Source organism: Metabacillus sp. 84 (assembly GCF_050107715.1).
Lineage (GTDB): Bacteria > Bacillota > Bacilli > Bacillales > Bacillaceae > Metabacillus_B.
The window spans coordinates 38,734-58,468 of sequence record NZ_JBNILN010000010.1 but is presented as its reverse complement, the minus strand read 5'-3'; the positions used below and the strand labels follow the sequence as shown (position 1 = coordinate 58,468).

General features: G+C 41.2%; 23 protein-coding genes and 1 pseudogene. 9 read left to right on the top strand and 15 right to left on the bottom strand.

The window, feature by feature from the left end; translation table 11 throughout:
* Window positions 1–6: 6 nt before the first annotated feature.
* The 7 genes from ACQCV8_RS15635 to ACQCV8_RS15605 all read right to left on the bottom strand — a co-directional run bounded on the left by ACQCV8_RS15635 (window position 7) and on the right by ACQCV8_RS15605 (window position 6,900).
* Complete coding sequence (locus ACQCV8_RS15635; RefSeq protein ID WP_426845927.1) at window positions 7–1,455, bottom strand: alanine/glycine:cation symporter family protein; 1,449 nt, start codon at window positions 1,453–1,455, stop codon at window positions 7–9.
* A gap of 254 nt (window positions 1,456–1,709) precedes the next feature.
* The gene (locus ACQCV8_RS15630; protein WP_426845925.1) at window positions 1,710–2,057 is read right to left on the bottom strand and encodes a DUF1048 domain-containing protein; all 348 of its coding nucleotides are present in this window, start codon (window positions 2,055–2,057) and stop codon (window positions 1,710–1,712) included.
* Between the two features lie 38 nt (window positions 2,058–2,095).
* Window positions 2,096–2,416, bottom strand: coding sequence for a PadR family transcriptional regulator (locus ACQCV8_RS15625; protein WP_426846012.1), 321 nt, complete (start codon window positions 2,414–2,416; stop codon window positions 2,096–2,098).
* Window positions 2,417–2,654: 238 nt separating this feature from the next.
* Window positions 2,655–3,380: a twin-arginine translocase subunit TatC gene (gene tatC / locus ACQCV8_RS15620; protein WP_426845923.1), complete on the bottom strand. Its 726-nt coding sequence runs from the start codon at window positions 3,378–3,380 to the stop codon at window positions 2,655–2,657.
* A 68-nt stretch (window positions 3,381–3,448) separates the two neighbouring features.
* A complete protein-coding gene (gene tatA / locus ACQCV8_RS15615; protein ID WP_426845921.1) occupies window positions 3,449–3,655 on the bottom strand; it encodes a twin-arginine translocase TatA/TatE family subunit in 207 nt (68 codons plus the stop codon).
* A gap of 19 nt (window positions 3,656–3,674) precedes the next feature.
* A complete protein-coding gene (locus ACQCV8_RS15610) occupies window positions 3,675–5,561 on the bottom strand; it encodes an alkaline phosphatase D family protein (protein ID WP_426845920.1) in 1,887 nt (628 codons plus the stop codon).
* A gap of 298 nt (window positions 5,562–5,859) precedes the next feature.
* Window positions 5,860–6,900 carry an NAD(P)-dependent alcohol dehydrogenase gene (locus ACQCV8_RS15605; RefSeq protein WP_426845918.1) on the bottom strand — a complete coding sequence of 347 codons (1,041 nt, stop codon included), beginning with the start codon at window positions 6,898–6,900 and terminating at the stop codon, window positions 5,860–5,862.
* A gap of 220 nt (window positions 6,901–7,120) precedes the next feature.
* Between ACQCV8_RS15605 and ACQCV8_RS15600 the strand changes: the two genes are divergently transcribed.
* The 3 genes from ACQCV8_RS15600 (at window position 7,121) to ACQCV8_RS15590 (ending at window position 8,640) form a co-directional block, all read left to right on the top strand.
* Window positions 7,121–7,537: a MerR family transcriptional regulator gene (locus ACQCV8_RS15600; protein ID WP_426845916.1), complete on the top strand. Its 417-nt coding sequence runs from the start codon at window positions 7,121–7,123 to the stop codon at window positions 7,535–7,537.
* Between the two features lie 224 nt (window positions 7,538–7,761).
* Entirely contained in the window at window positions 7,762–8,211 is a 450-nt protein-coding gene (locus tag ACQCV8_RS15595; RefSeq protein ID WP_426845914.1) for an RDD family protein, read from the top strand.
* Between the two features lie 246 nt (window positions 8,212–8,457).
* On the top strand, window positions 8,458–8,640 hold the full coding sequence (locus tag ACQCV8_RS15590) for a hypothetical protein (RefSeq protein ID WP_426845912.1): 183 nt from the start codon (window positions 8,458–8,460) through the stop codon (window positions 8,638–8,640).
* A 259-nt stretch (window positions 8,641–8,899) separates the two neighbouring features.
* Here ACQCV8_RS15590 and ACQCV8_RS15585 read toward each other — a convergent pair whose 3' ends face one another.
* From ACQCV8_RS15585 to ACQCV8_RS15575, 3 genes are all read right to left on the bottom strand, one after another.
* Window positions 8,900–9,394, bottom strand: coding sequence for a DinB family protein (locus ACQCV8_RS15585; protein ID WP_426845910.1), 495 nt, complete (start codon window positions 9,392–9,394; stop codon window positions 8,900–8,902).
* A 907-nt stretch (window positions 9,395–10,301) separates the two neighbouring features.
* Entirely contained in the window at window positions 10,302–10,856 is a 555-nt protein-coding gene (locus ACQCV8_RS15580; protein WP_426845908.1) for a hypothetical protein, read from the bottom strand.
* A 174-nt stretch (window positions 10,857–11,030) separates the two neighbouring features.
* Complete coding sequence (locus ACQCV8_RS15575) at window positions 11,031–11,546, bottom strand: pyridoxamine 5'-phosphate oxidase family protein (RefSeq protein ID WP_426845906.1); 516 nt, start codon at window positions 11,544–11,546, stop codon at window positions 11,031–11,033.
* Between the two features lie 148 nt (window positions 11,547–11,694).
* On the opposite strand from ACQCV8_RS15575, the gene ACQCV8_RS15570 reads away from it, so the two are divergent.
* From ACQCV8_RS15570 to ACQCV8_RS15560, 3 genes are all read left to right on the top strand, one after another.
* Window positions 11,695–12,561, top strand: a complete 867-nt coding sequence (locus ACQCV8_RS15570) for a DMT family transporter (protein WP_426845904.1) — start codon at window positions 11,695–11,697, stop codon at window positions 12,559–12,561.
* 293 nt (window positions 12,562–12,854) lie between these two features.
* Window positions 12,855–13,463, top strand: a complete 609-nt coding sequence (locus tag ACQCV8_RS15565) for a DUF3880 domain-containing protein (RefSeq protein WP_426845902.1) — start codon at window positions 12,855–12,857, stop codon at window positions 13,461–13,463.
* Window positions 13,464–13,481: 18 nt separating this feature from the next.
* Window positions 13,482–13,709 (top strand): glycosyltransferase, encoded by a 228-nt coding sequence (locus ACQCV8_RS15560; RefSeq protein ID WP_426845900.1) that lies wholly within the window; start codon window positions 13,482–13,484, stop codon window positions 13,707–13,709.
* Between the two features lie 463 nt (window positions 13,710–14,172).
* Here the strand turns inward: ACQCV8_RS15560 and ACQCV8_RS15555 are convergent, their stop codons facing one another.
* Together ACQCV8_RS15555 and ACQCV8_RS15550 are read right to left on the bottom strand one after the other, a co-directional pair.
* On the bottom strand, window positions 14,173–14,535 hold the full coding sequence (locus tag ACQCV8_RS15555; RefSeq protein WP_426845898.1) for a Fic family protein: 363 nt from the start codon (window positions 14,533–14,535) through the stop codon (window positions 14,173–14,175).
* Between the two features lie 28 nt (window positions 14,536–14,563).
* Window positions 14,564–14,839 (bottom strand): hypothetical protein, encoded by a 276-nt coding sequence (locus ACQCV8_RS15550; protein ID WP_426845896.1) that lies wholly within the window; start codon window positions 14,837–14,839, stop codon window positions 14,564–14,566.
* A 328-nt stretch (window positions 14,840–15,167) separates the two neighbouring features.
* On the opposite strand from ACQCV8_RS15550, the gene ACQCV8_RS15545 reads away from it, so the two are divergent.
* From ACQCV8_RS15545 to ACQCV8_RS15535, 3 genes are read left to right on the top strand one after another with little or no spacing between them, the layout of a single operon-like run.
* On the top strand, window positions 15,168–15,704 hold the full coding sequence (locus tag ACQCV8_RS15545) for an ATP-binding protein (protein ID WP_426845894.1): 537 nt from the start codon (window positions 15,168–15,170) through the stop codon (window positions 15,702–15,704).
* Between the two features lies 1 nt (window position 15,705).
* A complete protein-coding gene (locus ACQCV8_RS15540; protein ID WP_426845893.1) occupies window positions 15,706–16,791 on the top strand; it encodes a hypothetical protein in 1,086 nt (361 codons plus the stop codon).
* Between the two features lie 24 nt (window positions 16,792–16,815).
* Window positions 16,816–17,184: an ASCH domain-containing protein gene (locus ACQCV8_RS15535; RefSeq protein WP_426845891.1), complete on the top strand. Its 369-nt coding sequence runs from the start codon at window positions 16,816–16,818 to the stop codon at window positions 17,182–17,184.
* 237 nt (window positions 17,185–17,421) lie between these two features.
* On the opposite strand, the gene ACQCV8_RS15530 is transcribed toward ACQCV8_RS15535, so the two are convergent.
* From ACQCV8_RS15530 to ACQCV8_RS15520, 3 genes and pseudogenes are all read right to left on the bottom strand, one after another.
* Window positions 17,422–17,997, bottom strand: coding sequence for a hypothetical protein (locus ACQCV8_RS15530; protein ID WP_426845889.1), 576 nt, complete (start codon window positions 17,995–17,997; stop codon window positions 17,422–17,424).
* A gap of 288 nt (window positions 17,998–18,285) precedes the next feature.
* Window positions 18,286–18,754 (bottom strand): annotated as a pseudogene (locus ACQCV8_RS15525) (TCP-1/cpn60 chaperonin family protein); the annotation flags it as partial.
* Window positions 18,755–19,120: 366 nt separating this feature from the next.
* The gene (locus tag ACQCV8_RS15520; protein ID WP_426845887.1) at window positions 19,121–19,690 is read right to left on the bottom strand and encodes a Uma2 family endonuclease; all 570 of its coding nucleotides are present in this window, start codon (window positions 19,688–19,690) and stop codon (window positions 19,121–19,123) included.
* Window positions 19,691–19,735 lie beyond the last annotated feature (45 nt).

Genomic DNA, 19,735 nt, shown 5'->3' with positions numbered 1-19,735 from the left:
CAATCTTTAAACTTTATCGCCATCCAGCTTGCGCTCCGTTTCCCAGTAGTCCGCATTCTTGATGCCGAGCGTCTTTGGATCAAATACCGGATCAAGCCCCTGCTTCTTTTGCCGTTCATAATCCTTGAGAGCGATGAGGGCAGGCTTCGCCAGAATCAGAATAGCGATAACATTGAGCCAGACCATAATTCCAAGGCCTGCATCTCCAAGCGCCCAGGCCAGTTCTGCCGTTCTAACCGAACCGTAGAAGGAAGCCCCCATAATCACGACTTTTAAAAGGATTGAAATCCAGTAGCTGTTTTTCGGGAATAAATAGGTAACATTTGTTTCCGCAATATAGTAGTAGGCCATGATCGTCGTGAAGGCGAAAAAGAAAAGAGCGATGGCGACAAATCCGGCTCCAAAACCTGGAAGAACACTGTCGATAGCAGCCTGCGTATAGCCTGGTCCCGCTTCTACTCCCTCTAAATTGTTCACAATAAACGATTCGTCTTCCGCCTGTGTATTATACATGCCTGTAAACAAGATCATGAAGGCAGTAGCCGAGCAGACGAACAGCGTATCTATGTACACCGAGAATGCCTGGACCAGTCCCTGTTTAGCGGGATGGGATACTTCCGCTGCTGCTGCCGGATGCGGTCCCGTACCCTGTCCTGCTTCATTCGAGTAGATTCCCCGCTTTACTCCCCAGGCAATAGCCATTCCAATCAGCCCTCCGAACGCTGAATCCACACCAAAGGCACTTCTGAAAATCAGGCTGATTACACCCGGCAGTTCGGTAATGTTCATCAGAATAATCACAACTGACAACAGAATGTACCCAAGCGCCATAAAAGGAACAATCAGCTGGGCGGTTCGGGCAATCCTCTTTGTCCCTCCGAAAATAATAATGCCTAAGAAAAGCACAACCGCTAACCCGGTAACAGCCGGAGGAATTTTAAAAGCATTTTCCATTCCTAATGCAATCGAGTTGGCTTGAACCCCCGGCATCAGAACGGCCATCGCGATGATGGCTGCAACGGCAAACAGAACAGCAAACCATTTCCAGCCAATCCCTTTTTCTATGTAAAAGGCAGGGCCTCCCCGGTATTGCCCCTCATGCTTCTCCTTGTAAATCTGGGCAAGTGTTGATTCAATAAATGCGCTGGAGGCTCCGATAAACGCAATGGCCCACATCCAAAAGATCGCCCCGGGACCCCCAAACGCAATCGCCGTCGCGACCCCTGCAATGTTCCCTGTTCCGACCCGGCCGGACAGTGCAATGGATAGGGCCTGAAATGAAGAAACCCCGGCCTCCGAGCTCTTGCCCTGAAACATGAGCTTCACCATTTCTTTTATGTGCCGCACCTGCAGAAACCGGGTTAAAATGGAGAATAAAAGACCTACGCCAAGCAATATGTATATAACCGGTGTGCTCCACAGTATACCATTCAGACCTGAAACAAACTCCGCCAAAATCCTCACTCCTTTTATCTGAAAATTGCTTCTTTTCATTATAGAGGAGGAGACAGGTTTGCACAATAAGTTTGTCAGGATTCTGAACACACAACTTATCAATTCATGTTGAAAAATGGCATATTTACTCATACGATGTTATAGAAGCAGGAAAAGGGTTCTCTTAATTTCAAGAGATTCCCCTCATCCCATCAGTAATCAGTATTACTTACTACCAGTCAAAAAATTATCGGCCACCCGGCCGGAATACTTGATTATATTACCTTTTTTCCCAATCGCTCCATGATGCTTTCATTCAGATCCTGACGGTATTTGTCGACATAGGTTTTAGCGCTGCCAACCAATTCGTCGGCAAAGGAAGCCACATCAGGTCCCGTAATTTCCAGCACTTCCCTTCCTTCCGCTGCACTGGCTTCGAACAGCTCGATTAGCTCATACTGCATGTGCAGCATATCCATTCCGTTTCCTGCTGAGAAATTCCACATGTAGCCTTGAATTTTTTTAAATACATACTGATAATCATCAGGCAGGGCTTCAACCCGTTCCATCATCATTTTGTACTCTTTTTTATCACCAATCATTTTCCTGAACATTTCCCACATGTTATGTTCCTCCTTTTTTAACGGACCAGCCTATATAGCTAGACCGTCTTTAAAACATTGATTTTGGATGATACAAAATCCCACTTTTCCCAGAACGATTTAAGCTCCTTAAATCCAGCTTCATTCAGCGTATAGAATTTACGCGGCGGCCCCATTTCGGAAGGTTTTTTTTCAATGTTCACCAGCTTTTTCTTTTCCAATCGGACAAGGATGGTATAAACCGTCCCCTCCACCACTTCAGTAAATCCAAGGTCGTTCAATCGCCGGGTAATCTCGTAGCCGTATGTTTCATGGCGGCTGATGATTTCCAGCACACAGCCCTCCAGCGATCCCTTCAGCATTTCCGTTAAGTTTTCTATATCCAGACCCTCCTGCTAATAAGTAATGCTTACTACTGTATATAGTATTACCGAGTAGCTAATGTGTCAATCGTTTTTTAAATTATTTTTCGAACTTCAAGTCAAAAGGTATATAGAAAAAAAGCTCCCCTCAAGTCTAATCAACTCATGAGAAGCCTCCTTCTTTCACCTTTTTATTTTTACAGCTTACGTTTTCCGGGATGCGGGGGTGCCAGGTAACGAGGAGCATCTATCTCCGTCACAGATTATGGGATAAAGAATTCCCCGCCTTTTTTTTCGAGCGCCATGCACAGAGCCCAATGCTGATTTCGTAAAGCAGGAACATCGGAATGAGCACGAACACCTGGGATACGAAATCGGGCGGCGTAATGACGGCCGACAGGACTGCGAGTCCGAAATAGACGTATTTCCGGTGCTTTTTCATAAAGTCAGGAGTTAACATCCTGATTTCCGTTAAAAATAATACGACAGCTGGCAATTCAAAAAGCAATCCAAGAGGAAAGATGATCTGAAATAAAAAACGAAAGTACTTTTCGGCTGTGAACATTGTTGCAAACATCCCATCGGACAGCGAGACGATAAACTCGAATACCATCGGAAAAACTAAAAAGTAGCCAAATGCAACTCCGCTCAAAAATAAAAAGAATAACAATGGAATGAACAGCAAGGCGGCTGTGCGTTCCTCTGTTTTCAGCGCTGGCTTTACAAATGCCCACACCTGGTACGTCAGCAACGGGATGATACAGGCGAACGCACAAATACTCGCAAGCGTAAAATAGATCCATAGAATATCTGAAGGCCCAAGCACTGTGAGCTCAAGCTCAGCGTCATTTAGGACCCAGCGGTAAATATGCTTCACATTTAAGAAAGCGGCTATCAATAGAACTGCATAGACCACAGCCAAGGTTACAATCCGCTGCCGCAATTCAGCTAAATGGCTTTGAATAAATTCCTGTTGAATCATGTTCATACCCCCATCTTAGAAAAGAGAGACCGGCCGGACAACCAGCCAAGTCCCTCTCTAATCTGCTGTTACGAATCCCTTTTCACAGCAGCAGTCTCTTCTTTATTTGCTTTCTTCGGCTCCTCTTCCGACAGCATTTCTTTTGTACCTTTCTTGAATTCACGCAATGTTACACCAAAGGACCGGCCGATTTCCGGCAGTTTTGAAGGTCCGAAAACAATTAGTGCAATGATTACAATTAAGATCAGCCCTGGAACTCCGATATTTTGCAGCATGAGTATACCCTCCTGATTTTTAAAATAAGCTTCCTTCCAAAACGTTTATTTTCACTTCACCATTAGGCACTTCACACTGCCACAGCAGCTTTTTGGCCGCTTCCGGTTTTTCAATATTATCAACCGAATAGGCTGTCCATGTTGCTTTTGCCTTGCTAAGCTGCAGTACAGCATATCCATGTGCCGTACTATCGAACAATTCAATCCATGGATTTTCCAGTTTGACGATATTCTGAAGCTCTTTAAACAGCAGCTCTGCCGTAAAGGTTGTTCCTGCATTGAATTTCCCCTTCAAAATCTTAACCAGCTCTTCAGCCGCGGGCATCGGGATCGGACTGGACACATCAGGAAACAAATTCAGGGAGTTGCGGAGTGATTCCCTTAAATTACTCGATGTGACGGAACCTACCATCAGCTCCACCCCGAACTTTTCCCCGAAACGCTTATACTCATTTTGCATATACGACACTTCAAACGTGTGGAAATCGCCAGTCAGCGCGAGGAAGTTTTTAATTCCATTGTCCAGTACCGTTCTCGCAATCTGCTGTCTTTCATAAGCATAGCCATCCCAAGCATCAAGATTTAAATATCTCCCCAGCACCTTTAATTGTGTCACTTGCACTTCATTCCCCCAGATTTTCCATGTTCCTTTGGCATTTTTCAGTTCATTTAAGAACCAGTCTTTTTGTGTTTTCCCGAGCATCGTTCGACTGGAAAGGTTAATATCCTCACACCCGCCCGCTAAGTAACGGTCCAGCGTACCTTGGCCGCAAGGGTGTGAACTTCTGTAAAGCCGTTCATCCGTCATAATGATGGAAGCAAGATTTCCTACCGCAAAAGAACGGTAAATTTTCACGGAATCCTCAAACGTTCCATTAGGATTGTAAGGGACACGCGCCGGAATGTACTCAAACCAAACCTGGTTTGCGACAAGGCGGCGGGCAGGATCTGACTCCGGATTATCATCTGGTGCGACTGCCGGGTAATACGTGTCGTTGGCAAACTCATGGTCATCCCAAATCCCAACCATCGCATGGTGTTCGTGCAGCTTTTGCAGGTCCTTGTCCGAACGGTACGTCTGATATAGCTTACGATAGTCCTCAATCGTAAACGCCTTACTTTGCCCGCTCGGGAGTTTGATTTGGCGGTCATCGAGATTCCCCTGATAGGCAGCGTCACCGACCGACTCATAAATGTAGTCTCCAAGATGCAGGAAAAAGTCCATCTCTTCATCTGCCATATAGCCTAAAGCGTTAAAATACCCGTTTGTGTAATCCTGACACGACACATACCCGATCGATGCAGACTGAACATCTGCCCCTTCTAGAGGCAGCGTTTTGAAACGGCCTGTCTTACTGACAAGTCCGCTTTTTGTAATAAACCGGTAATAGTACGTCGCTTGAGAAGCAAGCCTGCCATCCAGGTCCACACGAACCACATGGTCATGGTCCTTCCAGATTGGAGAGAAGCCTCTCAATTCCACTTCAGAGAAATCTGCCTTTTTGCTGATTTCAAACATAATGAATTTACCTTGATTAATGCCATCTTCTAAAGAAGCATCGTTTGAATCTTTATTTTCAAGCCAATAAATTACTTCGCTTGAGAATTCTTTGTTCGTTAAACCAGTCTCCATAGAAGAATCAACCCTGGTCCAAAGCATTGCACCAGTCGGCGTAGGATCGCCAGATGCCACAGACTGCGGGAATCCCTTTCCAATCGTTTGCGCTGCAGCATATGGCTCGATAGCTGTTGCTGCTTGGGCACGGGAAACCATAGACGTCAAACGGGAGATTCCGGACGTCTCTAATGCCATAACCGCAGATCCTGCCAAAAAATACTTCAGGAACGTTCTGCGTGATTGATCATACTCGTTATCTGTTTGGTGCAGCTCATCATTCTTGTCCAAGGCAATTCCTCCTTCAAGATATGTTCACCCATGATTCTACGGTCTCAATTTAAAGGGAGTAATAAGGACTTATTACAGAGCGTTTATAAAAAGGTTACGGGGAGGTGAAAAGCGGTAAATAATATGGGGTATTTTCTAGAAAAGAGGATCATGATAGATTTGAATGGTGAAATGATGGCTTTACATGATTACTGTCTGGAAGCGAATAAGTCATAGAACTTGCGTATAAAACCCCAAAAAGGGTGCCCATGTATTGGACACCCTTCCTATAATCAGTTCAGCTGTGCTTTTACCCAGCTCACATTGTGCTAATATCGATCACAAACCGATATTTCACATCTGATGCCATAACTCGTTTGTATGCTTCGTCAATTTGATCGGCAGAGATGATTTCGATTTCAGGAGCAATGTTATGCTCTGCACAGAAATTCAGCATTTCCTGGGTCTCACGGATCCCGCCTATCAATGAACCGGCAAAAGAACGGCGGTGTGCAATAAGAGAAAACACATTCAAAGACAGCGGTTCTGCTGGTGCACCGACGTTTACTAGACTGCCGTCAAGAGCGAGAAGAGAAAGATAGGCATCTAAGTTAAGCTTGGCACTTACCGTATTAATGATTAGGTCAAACGTACCGGCAAGCTTTTCAAAAGTCTCCGGATCGCTGGTAGCATGGTAATCCGCAGCACCGAACCGCATTCCATCTTCTTTTTTCTTTAAGGATTGAGAAAGTACGGTAACTTCTGCGCCCATAGCATGCGCAATCTTAACAGCCATGTGGCCAAGACCGCCAAGACCAACGACCGCTACTTTTTTGCCTGGGCCGGCTTTCCAATGATGCAGTGGAGAGAATGTAGTAATTCCTGCACAAAGAAGCGGTGCTGCTGCATCCAGTTCAATATTATCCGGAATGCGTAAGACAAAGTCTTCAACAACCACTATATGTGTAGAATAGCCACCCTGAGTCGGCTCCCCGTATCGGTCAACACCGGCATATGTAGGAATGTTGCCCTTCAGGCAGTATTGTTCATCCCCTTTACGGCAGTTCTCACATTCACCGCAAGAGTCCACCATACATCCAACCCCTACCCGGTCACCAACCTTATACTTTGTAACTTCGGGACCTACATCTGTGACAATTCCTGCGATCTCATGTCCAGGAACAAGCGGGTAGTTCACCTCGCCCCATTCCCCATGAGCAGTATGGATGTCAGAATGGCAGATTCCCGCAAATTTAATTTCGATTAAAACATCTTTTGAATCTAAATCGCGCCGTGTAATTTCAGCTTCTCGAAAGGATTTGTCCGGACCGTCAACAGCTCTTGCTTTAGCAGTTACCATAGAAAAACCTCCAGTATGAATAGATTCGTATTTCCAGAGAAAGCGTGGTACAGAATCACTATACCTGTTTTTTCTCTTTCAGAATCATGTTAATCCTTCCAGTTAACTCTAGGTCAAGTGATAAGCTTCTATCAACCTGTTATTGTGGCCGCTAACGTGATACCATTCTTAACATAGAGTTAACTCCAAGTCCAGATTTACATAGAAGGGAAGATTACGAATGAAAACCTATTCGATCAGCGAAGCAGCAAAAGAATTACATCTAACGGTATATACATTGCGATATTACGACAAGGAAGGCTTAATCCCTTTTGTAGAACGGACAGCAAGCGGGACTCGAGTGTTTAAAGAAACTGATATCAGCGCGCTAAAAGTGATTGAATGCCTTAAATTGACCGGGATGCCTATTAAAGAAATTAAACATTTTATAGATTGGTGTTCGGAGGGGGATGCCACCCTGCAGCAGCGATATGACATGTTCCTCGAACGAAAAATGACGGTGGAAGCACAAATGGAAGATTTAAGGAGGACTATGGAAGTTATTGAACATAAATGCTCCTATTATAAGGCAGCATTGGAGGCTGGGACAGAGGAGATTCACAAGGAAGGACAAATTAAGATTCCAGGCGGCAGCTAACAGGAAGAACGTCCATGCACACTTGGCCCCTTTACAGCAGCAACCCTACTAAAGGCCCGTTTACCTCTACTGCATGAAGGGTAATAAAAACCAGTAATTACAAATTAGGGAAGAAAGAGAGGGTAATGGTCATGCGTTCGTTCGTGAAATAGGCAGGATACCGGCTGAAATGAGTGGTTTTAGTATGGCATCATTCAAATTAAATAAGAAAAAGGAGTACAAACATGAATAATTCTACTAAATATGCAGGGTTTTGGATTAGGTTTGGAGCATACATGATTGATGTCTTAATCTTAGCAATTGTTTTTGGAGTTCCCAGCTACCTTCTAATTGGAGGAGATCCGGTAATCAATACGGCAATTCGGTTAGTTATTGGAAGTTTATCGGCTCTTTATGTCATTTTCATGCCCGCTACCAAATGGCAGGGGACGATTGGAAAGAAATTGCTCGGATTAAAAATAGTCAATGAAAACGGCGGCCGTATAACTCCCGGGGCGGCAATTTTGCGCTATGTCGGTCAAATCATCAGTGGAATCATCCTATATATCGGGTATATAATGGCCGGATTTACAGATCGAAAAAGAGCGCTTCACGATATGCTGGCGCGTACGTATGTTGTTAAGAGCCAGACAGAAAATTATCCGGAACCCGCTAACAGCCAAGTCAACATTTAACTATATAAAGCACTCTATGTCTCATCCCCAGTGTTCTAAACACAAAAAGCCGTGCAGGCTGCCATCTTGCCTGTGCGGCTTTTTGTGTGTATTTTCACCAAACAGATTAGGTTTGACTGTTTTTCACCCAGCGCACGTTCTTTACCACAAATTGTGTGGACTCACATATTGTTAATTCTTAGAAAATGTTAAAAGGGTATGTGTTATGATAAATATAACTTCTGCTGCAAAGAATGGAGGATACGAATGAACAAAACCACATTCTGGTTCGTCTATTTGCTGCTTGGAATGGTTGGAGCTGCCATATTCTATTTTCTATTTGAAAAAAGCACCGTATCCTGGATGCTCCCTTTTTCTTTTTTTCTCATGGGTGTATGGATCATTCTTTATATTCTGAGAGACCGTATTAACCGTACAAAAACCCGGTAAATAGAATATAAAGTTGAAGTGTACAAAGCGATTGATAATAAAAATAAGCCGCCAATCCCGCTCCAGCCTGGCGCTCCCCGGTGCCTGCTACAATATACCAGGAGGGAAGCTGCCGTGCTCAGTGTTAAGAAAAAGTCAGATGAAAAAGGCCTCCTATACGAACTAATGATGGGGGCCTTTTTCTTGAAATAATAAGGAAAAGAATTCTGCCAGAAAGTCATTCATACTGACTTTCAGGACAGACCATTTCCCTCTGCACTCACAAGTTTTCCCCTTCACTCCGAGGATCAAGAAGATCCGTATCAGGCGGCACATATCCAAGCTGCCTTCCAATCTTCACAATCTGTCCTTTATGGTGAAACTCATGGGTCATCGTATGGGTAACAAGCCAAAGCGGGGTCGTCTTGGCGCTGTTGTCATCCGAAAAGTCCACATGAATGGCTTGATCCCATTTTCCTTTGAACTCATCCAAAAAATCATAGACCACCTCATCTGTTTCCTTAAAAATCTTCCGCATGTCCTGAACGGTTTGAACCGATTCCAGCTGAACGTGGGTAATCGGTTTTCCAAGTGTCATAATCCCAAGCCATGTGCGGTAGCAATCGGCTACATGAGCATGCAGATTCCGGATAGAATCTCCGCCAAAGCTCTCAAGCTCTTTCACATAATCAGAGGGCGCCAGCGATTCGCAGTATGTAAACAACACTTCTCTTGTCATGCGGATCCAGTCATATTGATTTTTTAATCCATCCACTTTTATCCTCTCCTCTCCATGTTTCTCTATCTATACTTCTATTAAAGGAGCCCTTTACCTTTCTTTTTCATCTGGATTGTAAGCCATTTAAAAAGGGTATATTTCCCAATACAAATTACACTTGACAGCTCATTCTAAGGGAGGTCTAACTCTGAAAACAAAGCATTCTCTCGTGATCGGACTGATCATTTGCCTTCTCTTTATTGCCTTCTTGCCATTTAGGGACTGGGTATGGTTTTCTTCTCTTTTTCTGATTATTGTTTTCCTTGCAGGTTTCAATTCTGATCACATTGAATCACGGTTAACTGTACACCTGATCAACCTTATGCTTGGTCTTTTATTGATTTTCATCCTTAATAGACTATCTATGCCCGTTCCATATTATCCAGTTTTAGTGGTAGCTTTTGTAATAATTGCCGGAAGATTCATTATGAATTTCAGAAGCCGGGATTGTGATTAAGTCGTTACAATCTTCGGAAAACACCAGCCTGTTTACTTAGAGGTAAAAGGGGCCTTGAAAACGCCGATTACTGTCTTTATCCATTCTTCCTGCTGATTGTATAGTCAATGTGCAAGAATGGGATCCTGAAGATTTGCATGTTGTGAATGGCGGTAAGAGAACCAGTCTGTTTCTCTTCAATCAGGAAGGATTCGGATAATGGCAGCTTGAAGAGTGATTTGCCGTTGTATGGAAAAAAAACAAGCCGCATATTGCTGATCATTTTTTTAGAAACTGGACGGATTTCAATTTTATACTGGCAATATCATCAGTATATAGAGCCAAATTAACAGCGCAAAAAAAGAAGAAACGTTTTCCGTAGTTTCTGTCTTTATCACTTTTCCAGTGCCTTCATTTAAACATGGCAGTTTTTCTATGAAGATGTGGATACAGTATTGGGGACGGTACTTATAATTGTTTTTTGAAATCATCAATCCATCTTATATCCGCACAAACATTTTTGTTTACTTCAGTCCAGTGGTGAATGAATTTTTCTTTATCCTTTGCCCATTCCGGATAGGCTTCTTTAAATCTGGAAATGAATTCTGAATTCCCGGCAAGGATTGCGTGATCTTCATGAGATACCTGTAATCCCCATTCTCCGTGTATAGAATAAAGAGAATTCTCGACCACAAAAGGAATGGATTGATAGTCTTCGCAGTCAATATGACTCTCGATCACCCACTGCTGCGGTGCCAGCTCGGAGTTAAAGTCGTGCGAGAGGTCAAAACAATCACCCTCCGATTCAGACCCGAAAAATGTTCCTTGTCCAAAATATTCAATGGTTTTCATAAGGGCAGCAAACTGATTTTTGGCCAGATAGTACCCGTCAGTTGGGAAGATCAGCACTTTTTCGGTAAGAGTTTCTTGAAATGGATCACCAAATGGGTCTGATTTAATAAATACTTTATGGAATGCATCCTTTAACCGGGAAATATCTTCAGCGTTTTGTAATCTCTTCACTTTACCCCTCTATCCCTAAAAACTTAGCTTTTGAAAGTGTATATTCATGATTGAAATTATACTATTTTTCTATTATTAAAAAGTAATTCCGTTCGAAACAGAAGCAAAAATGAATACATAGCAAAAAACGCGAATCTCGAAGGTTTCACGTTTTTTACTATGATTTTGAAGCAGCTATTTCAAATTCTCGCCAAAAGTAACCGTGTCTTTCAATTTATTCCCGTCTTCCATCGAGTTCTTACTGGCCATCTTTTTCACGAATTCCTTCACGGTTTTAAAGTTGAAGCCGGACTCCCAGTATTCAGCGATTTCAGGTGTCACTTTAATCAGTACGACATCTTCGTCTTCAGCAGATGTGTTCAGTACTTTTTCCACCACAAAATTCAGGTATTCCTTCTTCTTCTCTTCGTCCTGGACACATTCAGCCGTTCCGCTGATCGAGACGTAGGAACTGCCTGCGTAGGCGAGGTTCACAGCAGGATTGTTTTGAATATCTCTGTATTTCTCTGTTTCTTTTTTGGTGATAAACCAAATCTCTTCCTGCTCCATCCTCACTTCCTGCGTCTGCATCGGCCGCGACATCAGCCTGCCTTCCGGGGAAATGGTCGTCAGCATCGCTACCTTCTCATCCTTGATCAGTTCTTTAATTTTTTTAAGGGTTTTTTCGTTTTCTGATGTATCGATAGACACTACGGTTTCCTCCTCATCAGTTGCTTTACTTTTTCCTTTCCCTGATCGGTGCTTTAGTACACCCGGCAGTGAGCGGCTCCGATGATTAGAAATGTGGAAATAAAGGAAATAAGGTTTATAGAAATGATTTATCTATAGGGGGCTCACCATGAAATTCGCAGGAGTAGGTTTCGTCATGCTGGCGGCTATATGCTGGGGCATAAGCGGAGGAATTGCAGATATCTTAATGAACAAGGGCTGGGACCCGATTGTCATATCCTTTTACCGGGGAGCTGTTGGGTTTCTATGCTTTTTCGTGTGGATGACCTTTCGCTTTAAACAAAACCGGGGGACCTCTGCCCGCTTATACATATGGTCGGTGCTCGCCGGTATCGGTGTGGCCGGGAACTTTGCTTTTTATTTTCTAAGCATCCAGGCTTCAAGCGTTGCTGTCGCCGCTACATTAATGTACACCGCACCCGTTTTCGTTCTGGTCATCTCCTTTTTATTACGGATCGAACGATCGACTTGGTTTAAATGGGGGTGTATTGCTGGTGTTCTTATCGGGATCATCCTGCTTACAGGGGCGTACAACACCGAAGCACTTTCAGTCAGTTTTCTGGGAGCCGCAACGGGACTCGCTGCCGGCCTTTCCTATGCGTTGTTTATTTTCGGTTTTAAAAATGCCTCTTCGATCGGCAACCCGCAGACAACGTTACCCATCGCGTTCTTCTCTCTTTGTCTCATCCTTTTTCTATTCATGGACAAAAAAGAAGCAGCAGCCGCGCTGACATCAAGTGATATCGGATGGCTGCTGCTATTAGGACTCGTAGGTGCCGGCATTTCATTCATATTGTATGTAATCGGCATTCGATCAACCGAGGCATCAACCGCCTCGATGGTCGCTATGGTCGAACCGGTGACCGCTTCGTTATTTGGTGTCCTGCTTCTCGGAGATCAGCTGGCAGCTGTTCAGGTTGTTGGGATGGCGGTTATTTTGGTTACGATTACGGTGCTTAGTGTGAGGCAGTCGTAGTTACAAGAGAACCCGACCTCCTTGCAACGCGTCACTTACTGCGTGCATTGTAAGAGACTCAAGTGCTAGATACTCGGCAGTCTACTACAAAGCCATTAATAAATGTATAAAATACCTTCAAGCCGTGCCAGTCCATCCTGCATGTACATAAGATTAGTAGGTACCGTTAGAATGGAGGGACAAGACTTACAGATACTCTTTCTTGAAAGTCACCCGATGTGGATTTATGGCCTGCCGAATGAATTCATACGGCTATCATTTCAGGGCCTATTAGTATTGAAAGGATTTTACCGATGATAGAAGAGGTGAAACCTGATCTTATTGTATCGATAGGTTGGACGGAGGAGCACTGGGAGGCAAAGCAGCTATGGATTCGAAGTGCTGTAAAGAAGGCGAATATCCCGCTTGTCTATTGGGCAACGGAGGATCCTCTTCATACGAAGAATTTCACCCTGCCGCTGATCAGCAGAATGAAGCCTGATCTTGTTTTCACGGTTACTCCTTCTTTAATAAGCACCTATGAAGCGCAAGGGATAAAGGCGGCTCACCTGGATTTTGGCTACCATGACAGCATCCATCACCAGATTCCGCCTCTATCAGAATACAGCAGTGACATTGCAGTGGTGGCAAACGCCTATCCGAAGTTCATTAAAAATGAGCCGAACGGATACCGTGCTTCTTCCCTGCAGACGCTGATTGCGCCTTTACTGCAAAGAGGGATCCGCATTGACTTCTGGGGAAAAGACTGGGAGCAGATGGAGAACTATGTAGGAAAGAAGATTCCAGATGAATGGATTCATGGATATGTGGATTACCGGGATGCCCATAAAATCTACAGCTCGGCAAAAATCGTCATCGGTCTGCAAAACTGCGAAGATCAGCTTACCCAGCGCACCTATTAAATTCTTGGTTCAGGAGGAGTGCTGCTAACCAATGATACACCTGCAGTAAGGGGAAAATTTATACCTGAACAGGACTTGATCGTTTCAGCCTCTCCCATGGAAACCATTCAAAAGGTTGAATCCTATTTAGCTAACCCGATAGGAAGGGAACTGGTCCGGGCAAACGGCCGAAACGCCGTCAAACTAAATTCGTACCAGCAGCGGGCGGAGGAAATGCTGCTGCATGCAACAAGCAGGGGATTCTGAAGGCCGCGCCAAAATCACCAGAAGGCGGAAGATGGATTCACTATGAAACCTCCATTGAAACCTTATTGGGAATTTCGATTAAGCATAACATTCCCCTTTTTCAGTTGATGAATATGAACGGCTTACCTTCAGACAAGATTTATGAAGGACAGATCCTTAAAATCAAGGAAAAGAATCCAGCTATTATTCCCCGGGCATTGAATTTGTGGCTAAAAAAGGTGAATGAGTTATTATAGGGAGCCTTTAATGCAATAGTAAAAAACGCGAAATCTCAAAGGTTTCGCGTTTTCAGGTTCTATTAGGTGACTTTACTAGACGCAGCAGCTAGTTCGTATTTCCGCCTTGCCGTCATCCACTGAATGTTTGCCGGCTATCGATTTCCTTAACGGTTTTAAAGTACTTACTCGGTTAGTACCTCTCCCTTATATTCACATACCCCTCAATTTCCTTCCAGTACGCCTTCTCAATTATACTTTTTCTTCGTATGCGCTTTATCTAATGCTTCATAATATGCCAAACGATTTTCCATCTTAATCACAATTGGCGGAAAGCCGTCCTTCATCAATTCCAGATTTAACAGCAGCCTTGATGTCCTTCCGTTCCCATCAATAAACGGGTGAATTCTAACAAAAATGGCGTAAAGCATGGCTGCCCGGGCAATCGGGTGCAGGTTATCTCTTTGTTCCTGTTCGTACCATCTCATCAGCTGCTCCATCTCCCCTTTTAGAAGAAAAGGTGCTGGGGGGATATGTTGAGCACCAGAAATAAAAACCTGCTGATCTCTATATACACCTGCATATTCGACATCAATGCCTTTTAAGCACAAGCCGGTGTAAGTACTTGATTTGCCACTCCTACATAGGTTCTTCCTTATGTACGACCTCTTCTACGAATGTGATCGCATCACGATGATTAATAACCTCCAAATGTTCACGGGGGGTTTTTCCGCCAATCGTAATTCCTTCGATAACGACCTTAGTTTCTTTGATTGTTAATGAGTTTCCTTCTATTGCATTCGTATGATATGTCCATACGAGAAATAGCTTTTCGCGTAAACTTCTGGCTGTATATTTGGGAAGTGGCTGTTTGATATCCAGGATAGCTTTTATCTGATTGATTTGTTTAAGCATAGCTTTCACCTTTTCACTGAAACAAATTTTCACCTACATATTTACAATGAAGTTTGCCGGCATTGTTAGAAAAAGAATATATAACCTAAAATTATTGAACCATTCTCCAACATATTTTCCTGTTGCAATTAATTAACTCTTCTCTTTAGATATTTCTATTGTCTTTTGAAGTGCTTGTTACCGTTCTTACTGTTATTGAAGCAAGAGAATTATCTTTATGACTTTTGAGGGAGGAAAACAGTAGACCTTCCGCCTCTTAATTGAGATAATTATACATATTGTTACATAATAAGTAAAAACTTTAAATGCGTATAAGGAGATGCTTAAATTGTTAAAAGTTATTTTCATTTCTGGCATTCATGGCAGTGGAAAAACAACTTTAGGTCAAAAATTATCTCAAAAAATGAATCTATCATTTGATAGTGCAAGTAATATTATTAAAAAAATGAATCAGATTAATTGGGACCAAGAAAAGCGTGTCAGTAATATTAACAAAAATCAAGATGTTCTTTTAGCCGGAATAAATAAACTTTACAGTAAAGAGGAATTAATCATATTAGATGGGCATTTCACATTAATAGATAGTGAGTATCAAATCAACTACTTACCAATTGAAATCTTTCAAAACTTAAACATGTCTTACATTATTTGTTGCATAACACCTTTGGAAACCGTCTTAGAAAGGTTAAAAGAAAGAGATGGAAACAACACAATAAAAATTGACGAAATACGCAGATTCCATCAAGCAGAGTTAATGCATGCTAAAAATATAGCAAATCAATTAAATGTACCAGTCATATCTTATAATACAGAGATGGAAGAGCTGGAATATCTAATAACTACCTTAATTAAAGGAGAAAGATAAAATGGAATTGAAATCTTATGATGTACTTAGCGTAAAGCAAATGAAATTTACCAATCTAGATTTAAATGATACTTTCTTCGATTCATTAAAAGAAGACTATCCCGGTTTTAGTAGCTGGTTTACAAAAAAGAATGAAGAAAAAGCTTTTGTGGTAAAATACGACAAAGCTATTCAAGCCTTTTTATATATGAAAATAGAAGACAAGGATGAGGATTATTCTATTTTTGATACCAAACTGAAACCTGCAAAAAGATTGAAGGTAGGTACTTTTAAAATAACAAAAAATGGGTTTTATTTAGGTGAAAGATTTTTTCGAATAATCTTAGAACATGCTCTTATAAATAAAGTAGAAGAAATATATGTTACAATTTTTCCAAAACGTGAAGAACAAAAGAAACTAATTAGTTTCATGGAGGATTTCGGGTTTACTTTGTGTACTTTTAATAAGGATACTAATGAAAAAGTATTTGTAAGAAAAATGAACACTATACTATGTGATGAACCTAGTTTAAACAATTATCCTTACGTAGATAGGAATAAAGATAGAAAATACTATTTACTTAGTATAGATGCTTTATATCACACAAAATTAATTCCAGATTCAATTATTAGAGAAGAAAACCCTGATGAATTCACTAGTGATATTACTGCCGCCAATGCAGTACAAAAAATATATATTGGAAATTACCGGATTAGTCCACAACCCGGTGATATTATTATATACTATAGAACTAAACCAGCAGGAGATAATAGATCTGCTAGGTATGCAACTACAATAACTGGTTTTGGGATAGTTTCTAATACCCATAGGAACATTGCCAGTTTTAATGAAGTAGAAAAAATTGTATCTAAACGAACAGTTTTAACCGAAGAAGAAATTAAACAGAAACTGTTAAAAAGTCGATATGGCGTTAACATTTTAAAGTTTTATGATTTATATTCATTTAAAAAGAGACCCATCAGACACTTTCTATTAGAAAATGAAATTCTCAATGATAATGACTACCCAACTAAGCAAATCACTGAAAAAGAATTTGATTTAATATTAAAGGAAGCAAGGTTCGATAAGGAAAAAATATTTATATAATTATAATAATGGGGTTATAAATTTATGAGCAATATAATGCTATCTATTCAACCGCAATTTGTGGAAAAAATATTAAGTGGTGAAAAACGATTCGAATTTAGAAAGGTTAAAGCAAAATTACCTCCAGAAAAAATAATAATATATTCAACTTCTCCTATATCTCAAGTAATAGGCGAAGCAGACGTAGAAAAAATACTTATTGATACACCAGAAAACCTATGGGATTTAACTTCCGTCCATTCAGGAATAGATGAAATGTTTTTCAAGAACTATTATAAAAATAGAAATGAGGCTGTAGCCTATGAATTAAAGAATGTTACTGTCTATTCTGAACCTAAAGATTTAAAAGAATTTGGTATAAATGCTGCTCCACAGTCTTTTGTATACATTTAATGTTTCACACAAAAGAAAACGATAGTCACCGCATATGGCTGTCGTTTTTTGTTATTGATTTCAAGAATTTTCTTGCCTCTCAGAATTATTTAAACATCTTTGGATAAAACGAAAGAACTATCTAGCTAATAAACCCTTTAGATTATAAGCAGGGTAACAAACTGTGGTTTCTCCAAAATAAATCGTTCAAGTTAATTCTCCATTTTTAAAATCCCTCGAAATAGGCGGCTATCTACTTTACTTTGCTCCGCCCCCTGTAGTCGTTACTTTCTTTTTTATTGGTTTTATAGACTCTATTTCATTAAAAATATGCCTCATCCCATTACCGTAAACAATCAAATCCTTAAATTGGTAATTATCGGTTGATATTTTAAAGTTATCCAAATGTAACGTTTGATACCATCTTTCAATTATGAATTCGCAACTATTAAATAATGTAATTCCCGCTAGATATTCTCTATAAATATCTTTAGGAATGTAATTATCATTGATCAATTCTTTCTTTTCCTTTGAGACAGATAAAGTCCCTTTTAGCAAGCCTATGAGATAGGGATAATCCTTTTTATCATCTATATCTGGTTTATTCATTGTCTTTTGAAAATCATCTATACTACTTCCTAAGCCTTCAAAAACTAATTTCATAAGCCAATAGGTTTTTTCATATTGTTCTTCCTTTTCCTGTTGGTTTTGTTTTCTTTGAAACTCTATTTGTGTTCTCATTACTTTTATTGCGAAGTATCCACCTAAGAAAGCCCCGGCAGTTCCACCCACTATATTACCACTTGTTTGAATCAATGCATCAGCAGAAAACATAATATCCCCCTAGTAGATTGATACAATAAATATAAAATTATTTACAAGTTAATATTCCAAGTATCTCTAATAAAAAGTAGGTAAACTTGATCCAAGAAGTACGGGGCGGTTCTACTTCTTCAGCAGAAAGAGAACCGTCCGTTGATAGTAAAAAGGCAATAGTCGTTAAAGAAAAAGATAAAATAATCAAGCTAGAAACAGAATCAAATTAAATCCATAATAATTATCCATAATAAAATACGCGAAGCCCTAAAAGATTTCGCGTTTTTCCAGGGCAGATAATGTTTATTACTTCATTCCGCCCATGTCAGGCATGCCTGCGCCGCCGCCTTCTTCTGGCTTGTTGGCTACTACTGCTTCAGTAGTCAGGAACATTGCTGCGACAGATGCAGCGTTTTGAAGTGCGGAACAACGATTCCTGCTTCGGCCATGTTTACCCATTGGCATGTAGCAGCGGTGAATCCAACTCCGATTTCTTCGTTTTTCAGGCGCTCAACGATAACAGATCCTTCAATGCCTGCGTTGTGAGGGATTTGGCGTACTGGCTCTTCGAGTGCGCGAAGCACGATATTGATTCCTGTTGCTGCTTCGCCTTCTGCTTTCAAAGCAGCTACTTTGTTGTATATTCATAAGGGCAGTACCCGGATACGATTCCTTCTTCTACTGCTCCGCGCTTAGAGTTCAAGGTGTCTTCATTGCGGAGTTTGCGCTCTTTCAGTTCAGTTTCAATAGCGGCAGCAACTTTAATCACGGTCATGTTGTTATTCACATAAGTTACGCTTCCACATAAACTAAACAGACTGTGAATTTCAACTCCAAATAAGATTGGAGGTGAGTAATATGATACTTGAAACAGTTTTACTTTCAATTATTGTAACTGTTCTAAGCAATCTTGTTTCTAGAGTTATTGAAAAGACCATTTGGTAATAACATATGCTTCAAATTCGTTTAGTATTAGAGGGGGTAACTATTTACCGAAATCCCTCTAAATAGAAACAAATAAATTAAATTTTAGTTCACTGGCCATACATAATCAGTTTTATTTTTAAATTTTACTCTCAGCAAAATGGAACTGAGTGCAAAAGTTACTACCTCAGAACAGTTTAAAATCTCCATTAAGTTCCTACTCAAATATCCGATCTAGATCTATTTCCAGTCCAGTAAAACAATTAACTGATAATGAATCACCCTTAGTATAGACTCCTTGAAATTTGTAATCCCCGTTGATTAAAAGGTATATTTCAACAGATTCGTAAACCGGTTCAACGAGCCAGTACTCTTCTACTCCCGCTTTCTCATAAAGCTGAAATTTCTTCCATCGATCCATCTTGATAGAAGCTGGCGAGAGAATTTCAATGATCATATCAGGCGCTCCATTGCACCCCTTGTCATCAAGATTATCCCGATCGCAAACAATAGATAGATCAGGCTGAACAACATTCATTATCTCATTGTCCTGTTTGTTTTCCCCTAATAAACGCACATCAAAAGGCGCGAAAAACACTTCACATTCTTCTCCCCGCAAGAAAATAGTAAAAGCGGTAGATAACTCCCGAAGAACCTGCTGATGCCTGCGTGAAGGAGCAGGAGACATAGGAAATTTTTCCCCATCAATTAACTCGAACCTTTCTCCTTCATCCCCTGTTAGGTAATCGGCATACGAATAGTTCTTGTTTTCATCAGGAATAGACATACCATCATTCCTTTCGACTTACATCTAATTAAGGGGCCAAATCCC

Bases quoted from the DNA above. Each gene is read 5' to 3' on its own strand.
- ACQCV8_RS15630 (WP_426845925.1), bottom strand. From the start codon at position 2,057: ATGTGGGAAATGTTCAGGAAAATGATTGGTGATAAAAAAGAGTACAAA.
- tatC (WP_426845923.1), bottom strand. From the start codon at position 3,380: ATGATTCAACAGGAATTTATTCAAAGCCATTTAGCTGAATTGCGGCAG.
- tatA (WP_426845921.1), bottom strand. From the start codon at position 3,655: ATGCTGCAAAATATCGGAGTTCCAGGGCTGATCTTAATTGTAATCATT.
- ACQCV8_RS15605 (WP_426845918.1), bottom strand. From the start codon at position 6,900: ATGGTAACTGCTAAAGCAAGAGCTGTTGACGGTCCGGACAAATCCTTT.
- ACQCV8_RS15600 (WP_426845916.1), top strand. From the start codon at position 7,121: ATGAAAACCTATTCGATCAGCGAAGCAGCAAAAGAATTACATCTAACG.
- ACQCV8_RS15595 (WP_426845914.1), top strand. From the start codon at position 7,762: ATGAATAATTCTACTAAATATGCAGGGTTTTGGATTAGGTTTGGAGCA.
- ACQCV8_RS15590 (WP_426845912.1), top strand. From the start codon at position 8,458: ATGAACAAAACCACATTCTGGTTCGTCTATTTGCTGCTTGGAATGGTT.
- ACQCV8_RS15570 (WP_426845904.1), top strand. From the start codon at position 11,695: ATGAAATTCGCAGGAGTAGGTTTCGTCATGCTGGCGGCTATATGCTGG.
- ACQCV8_RS15565 (WP_426845902.1), top strand. From the start codon at position 12,855: ATGATAGAAGAGGTGAAACCTGATCTTATTGTATCGATAGGTTGGACG.
- ACQCV8_RS15550 (WP_426845896.1), bottom strand. From the start codon at position 14,839: ATGCTTAAACAAATCAATCAGATAAAAGCTATCCTGGATATCAAACAG.
- ACQCV8_RS15540 (WP_426845893.1), top strand. From the start codon at position 15,706: ATGGAATTGAAATCTTATGATGTACTTAGCGTAAAGCAAATGAAATTT.
- ACQCV8_RS15535 (WP_426845891.1), top strand. From the start codon at position 16,816: ATGAGCAATATAATGCTATCTATTCAACCGCAATTTGTGGAAAAAATA.
- ACQCV8_RS15530 (WP_426845889.1), bottom strand. From the start codon at position 17,997: ATGTTTTCTGCTGATGCATTGATTCAAACAAGTGGTAATATAGTGGGT.
- ACQCV8_RS15520 (WP_426845887.1), bottom strand. From the start codon at position 19,690: ATGTCTATTCCTGATGAAAACAAGAACTATTCGTATGCCGATTACCTA.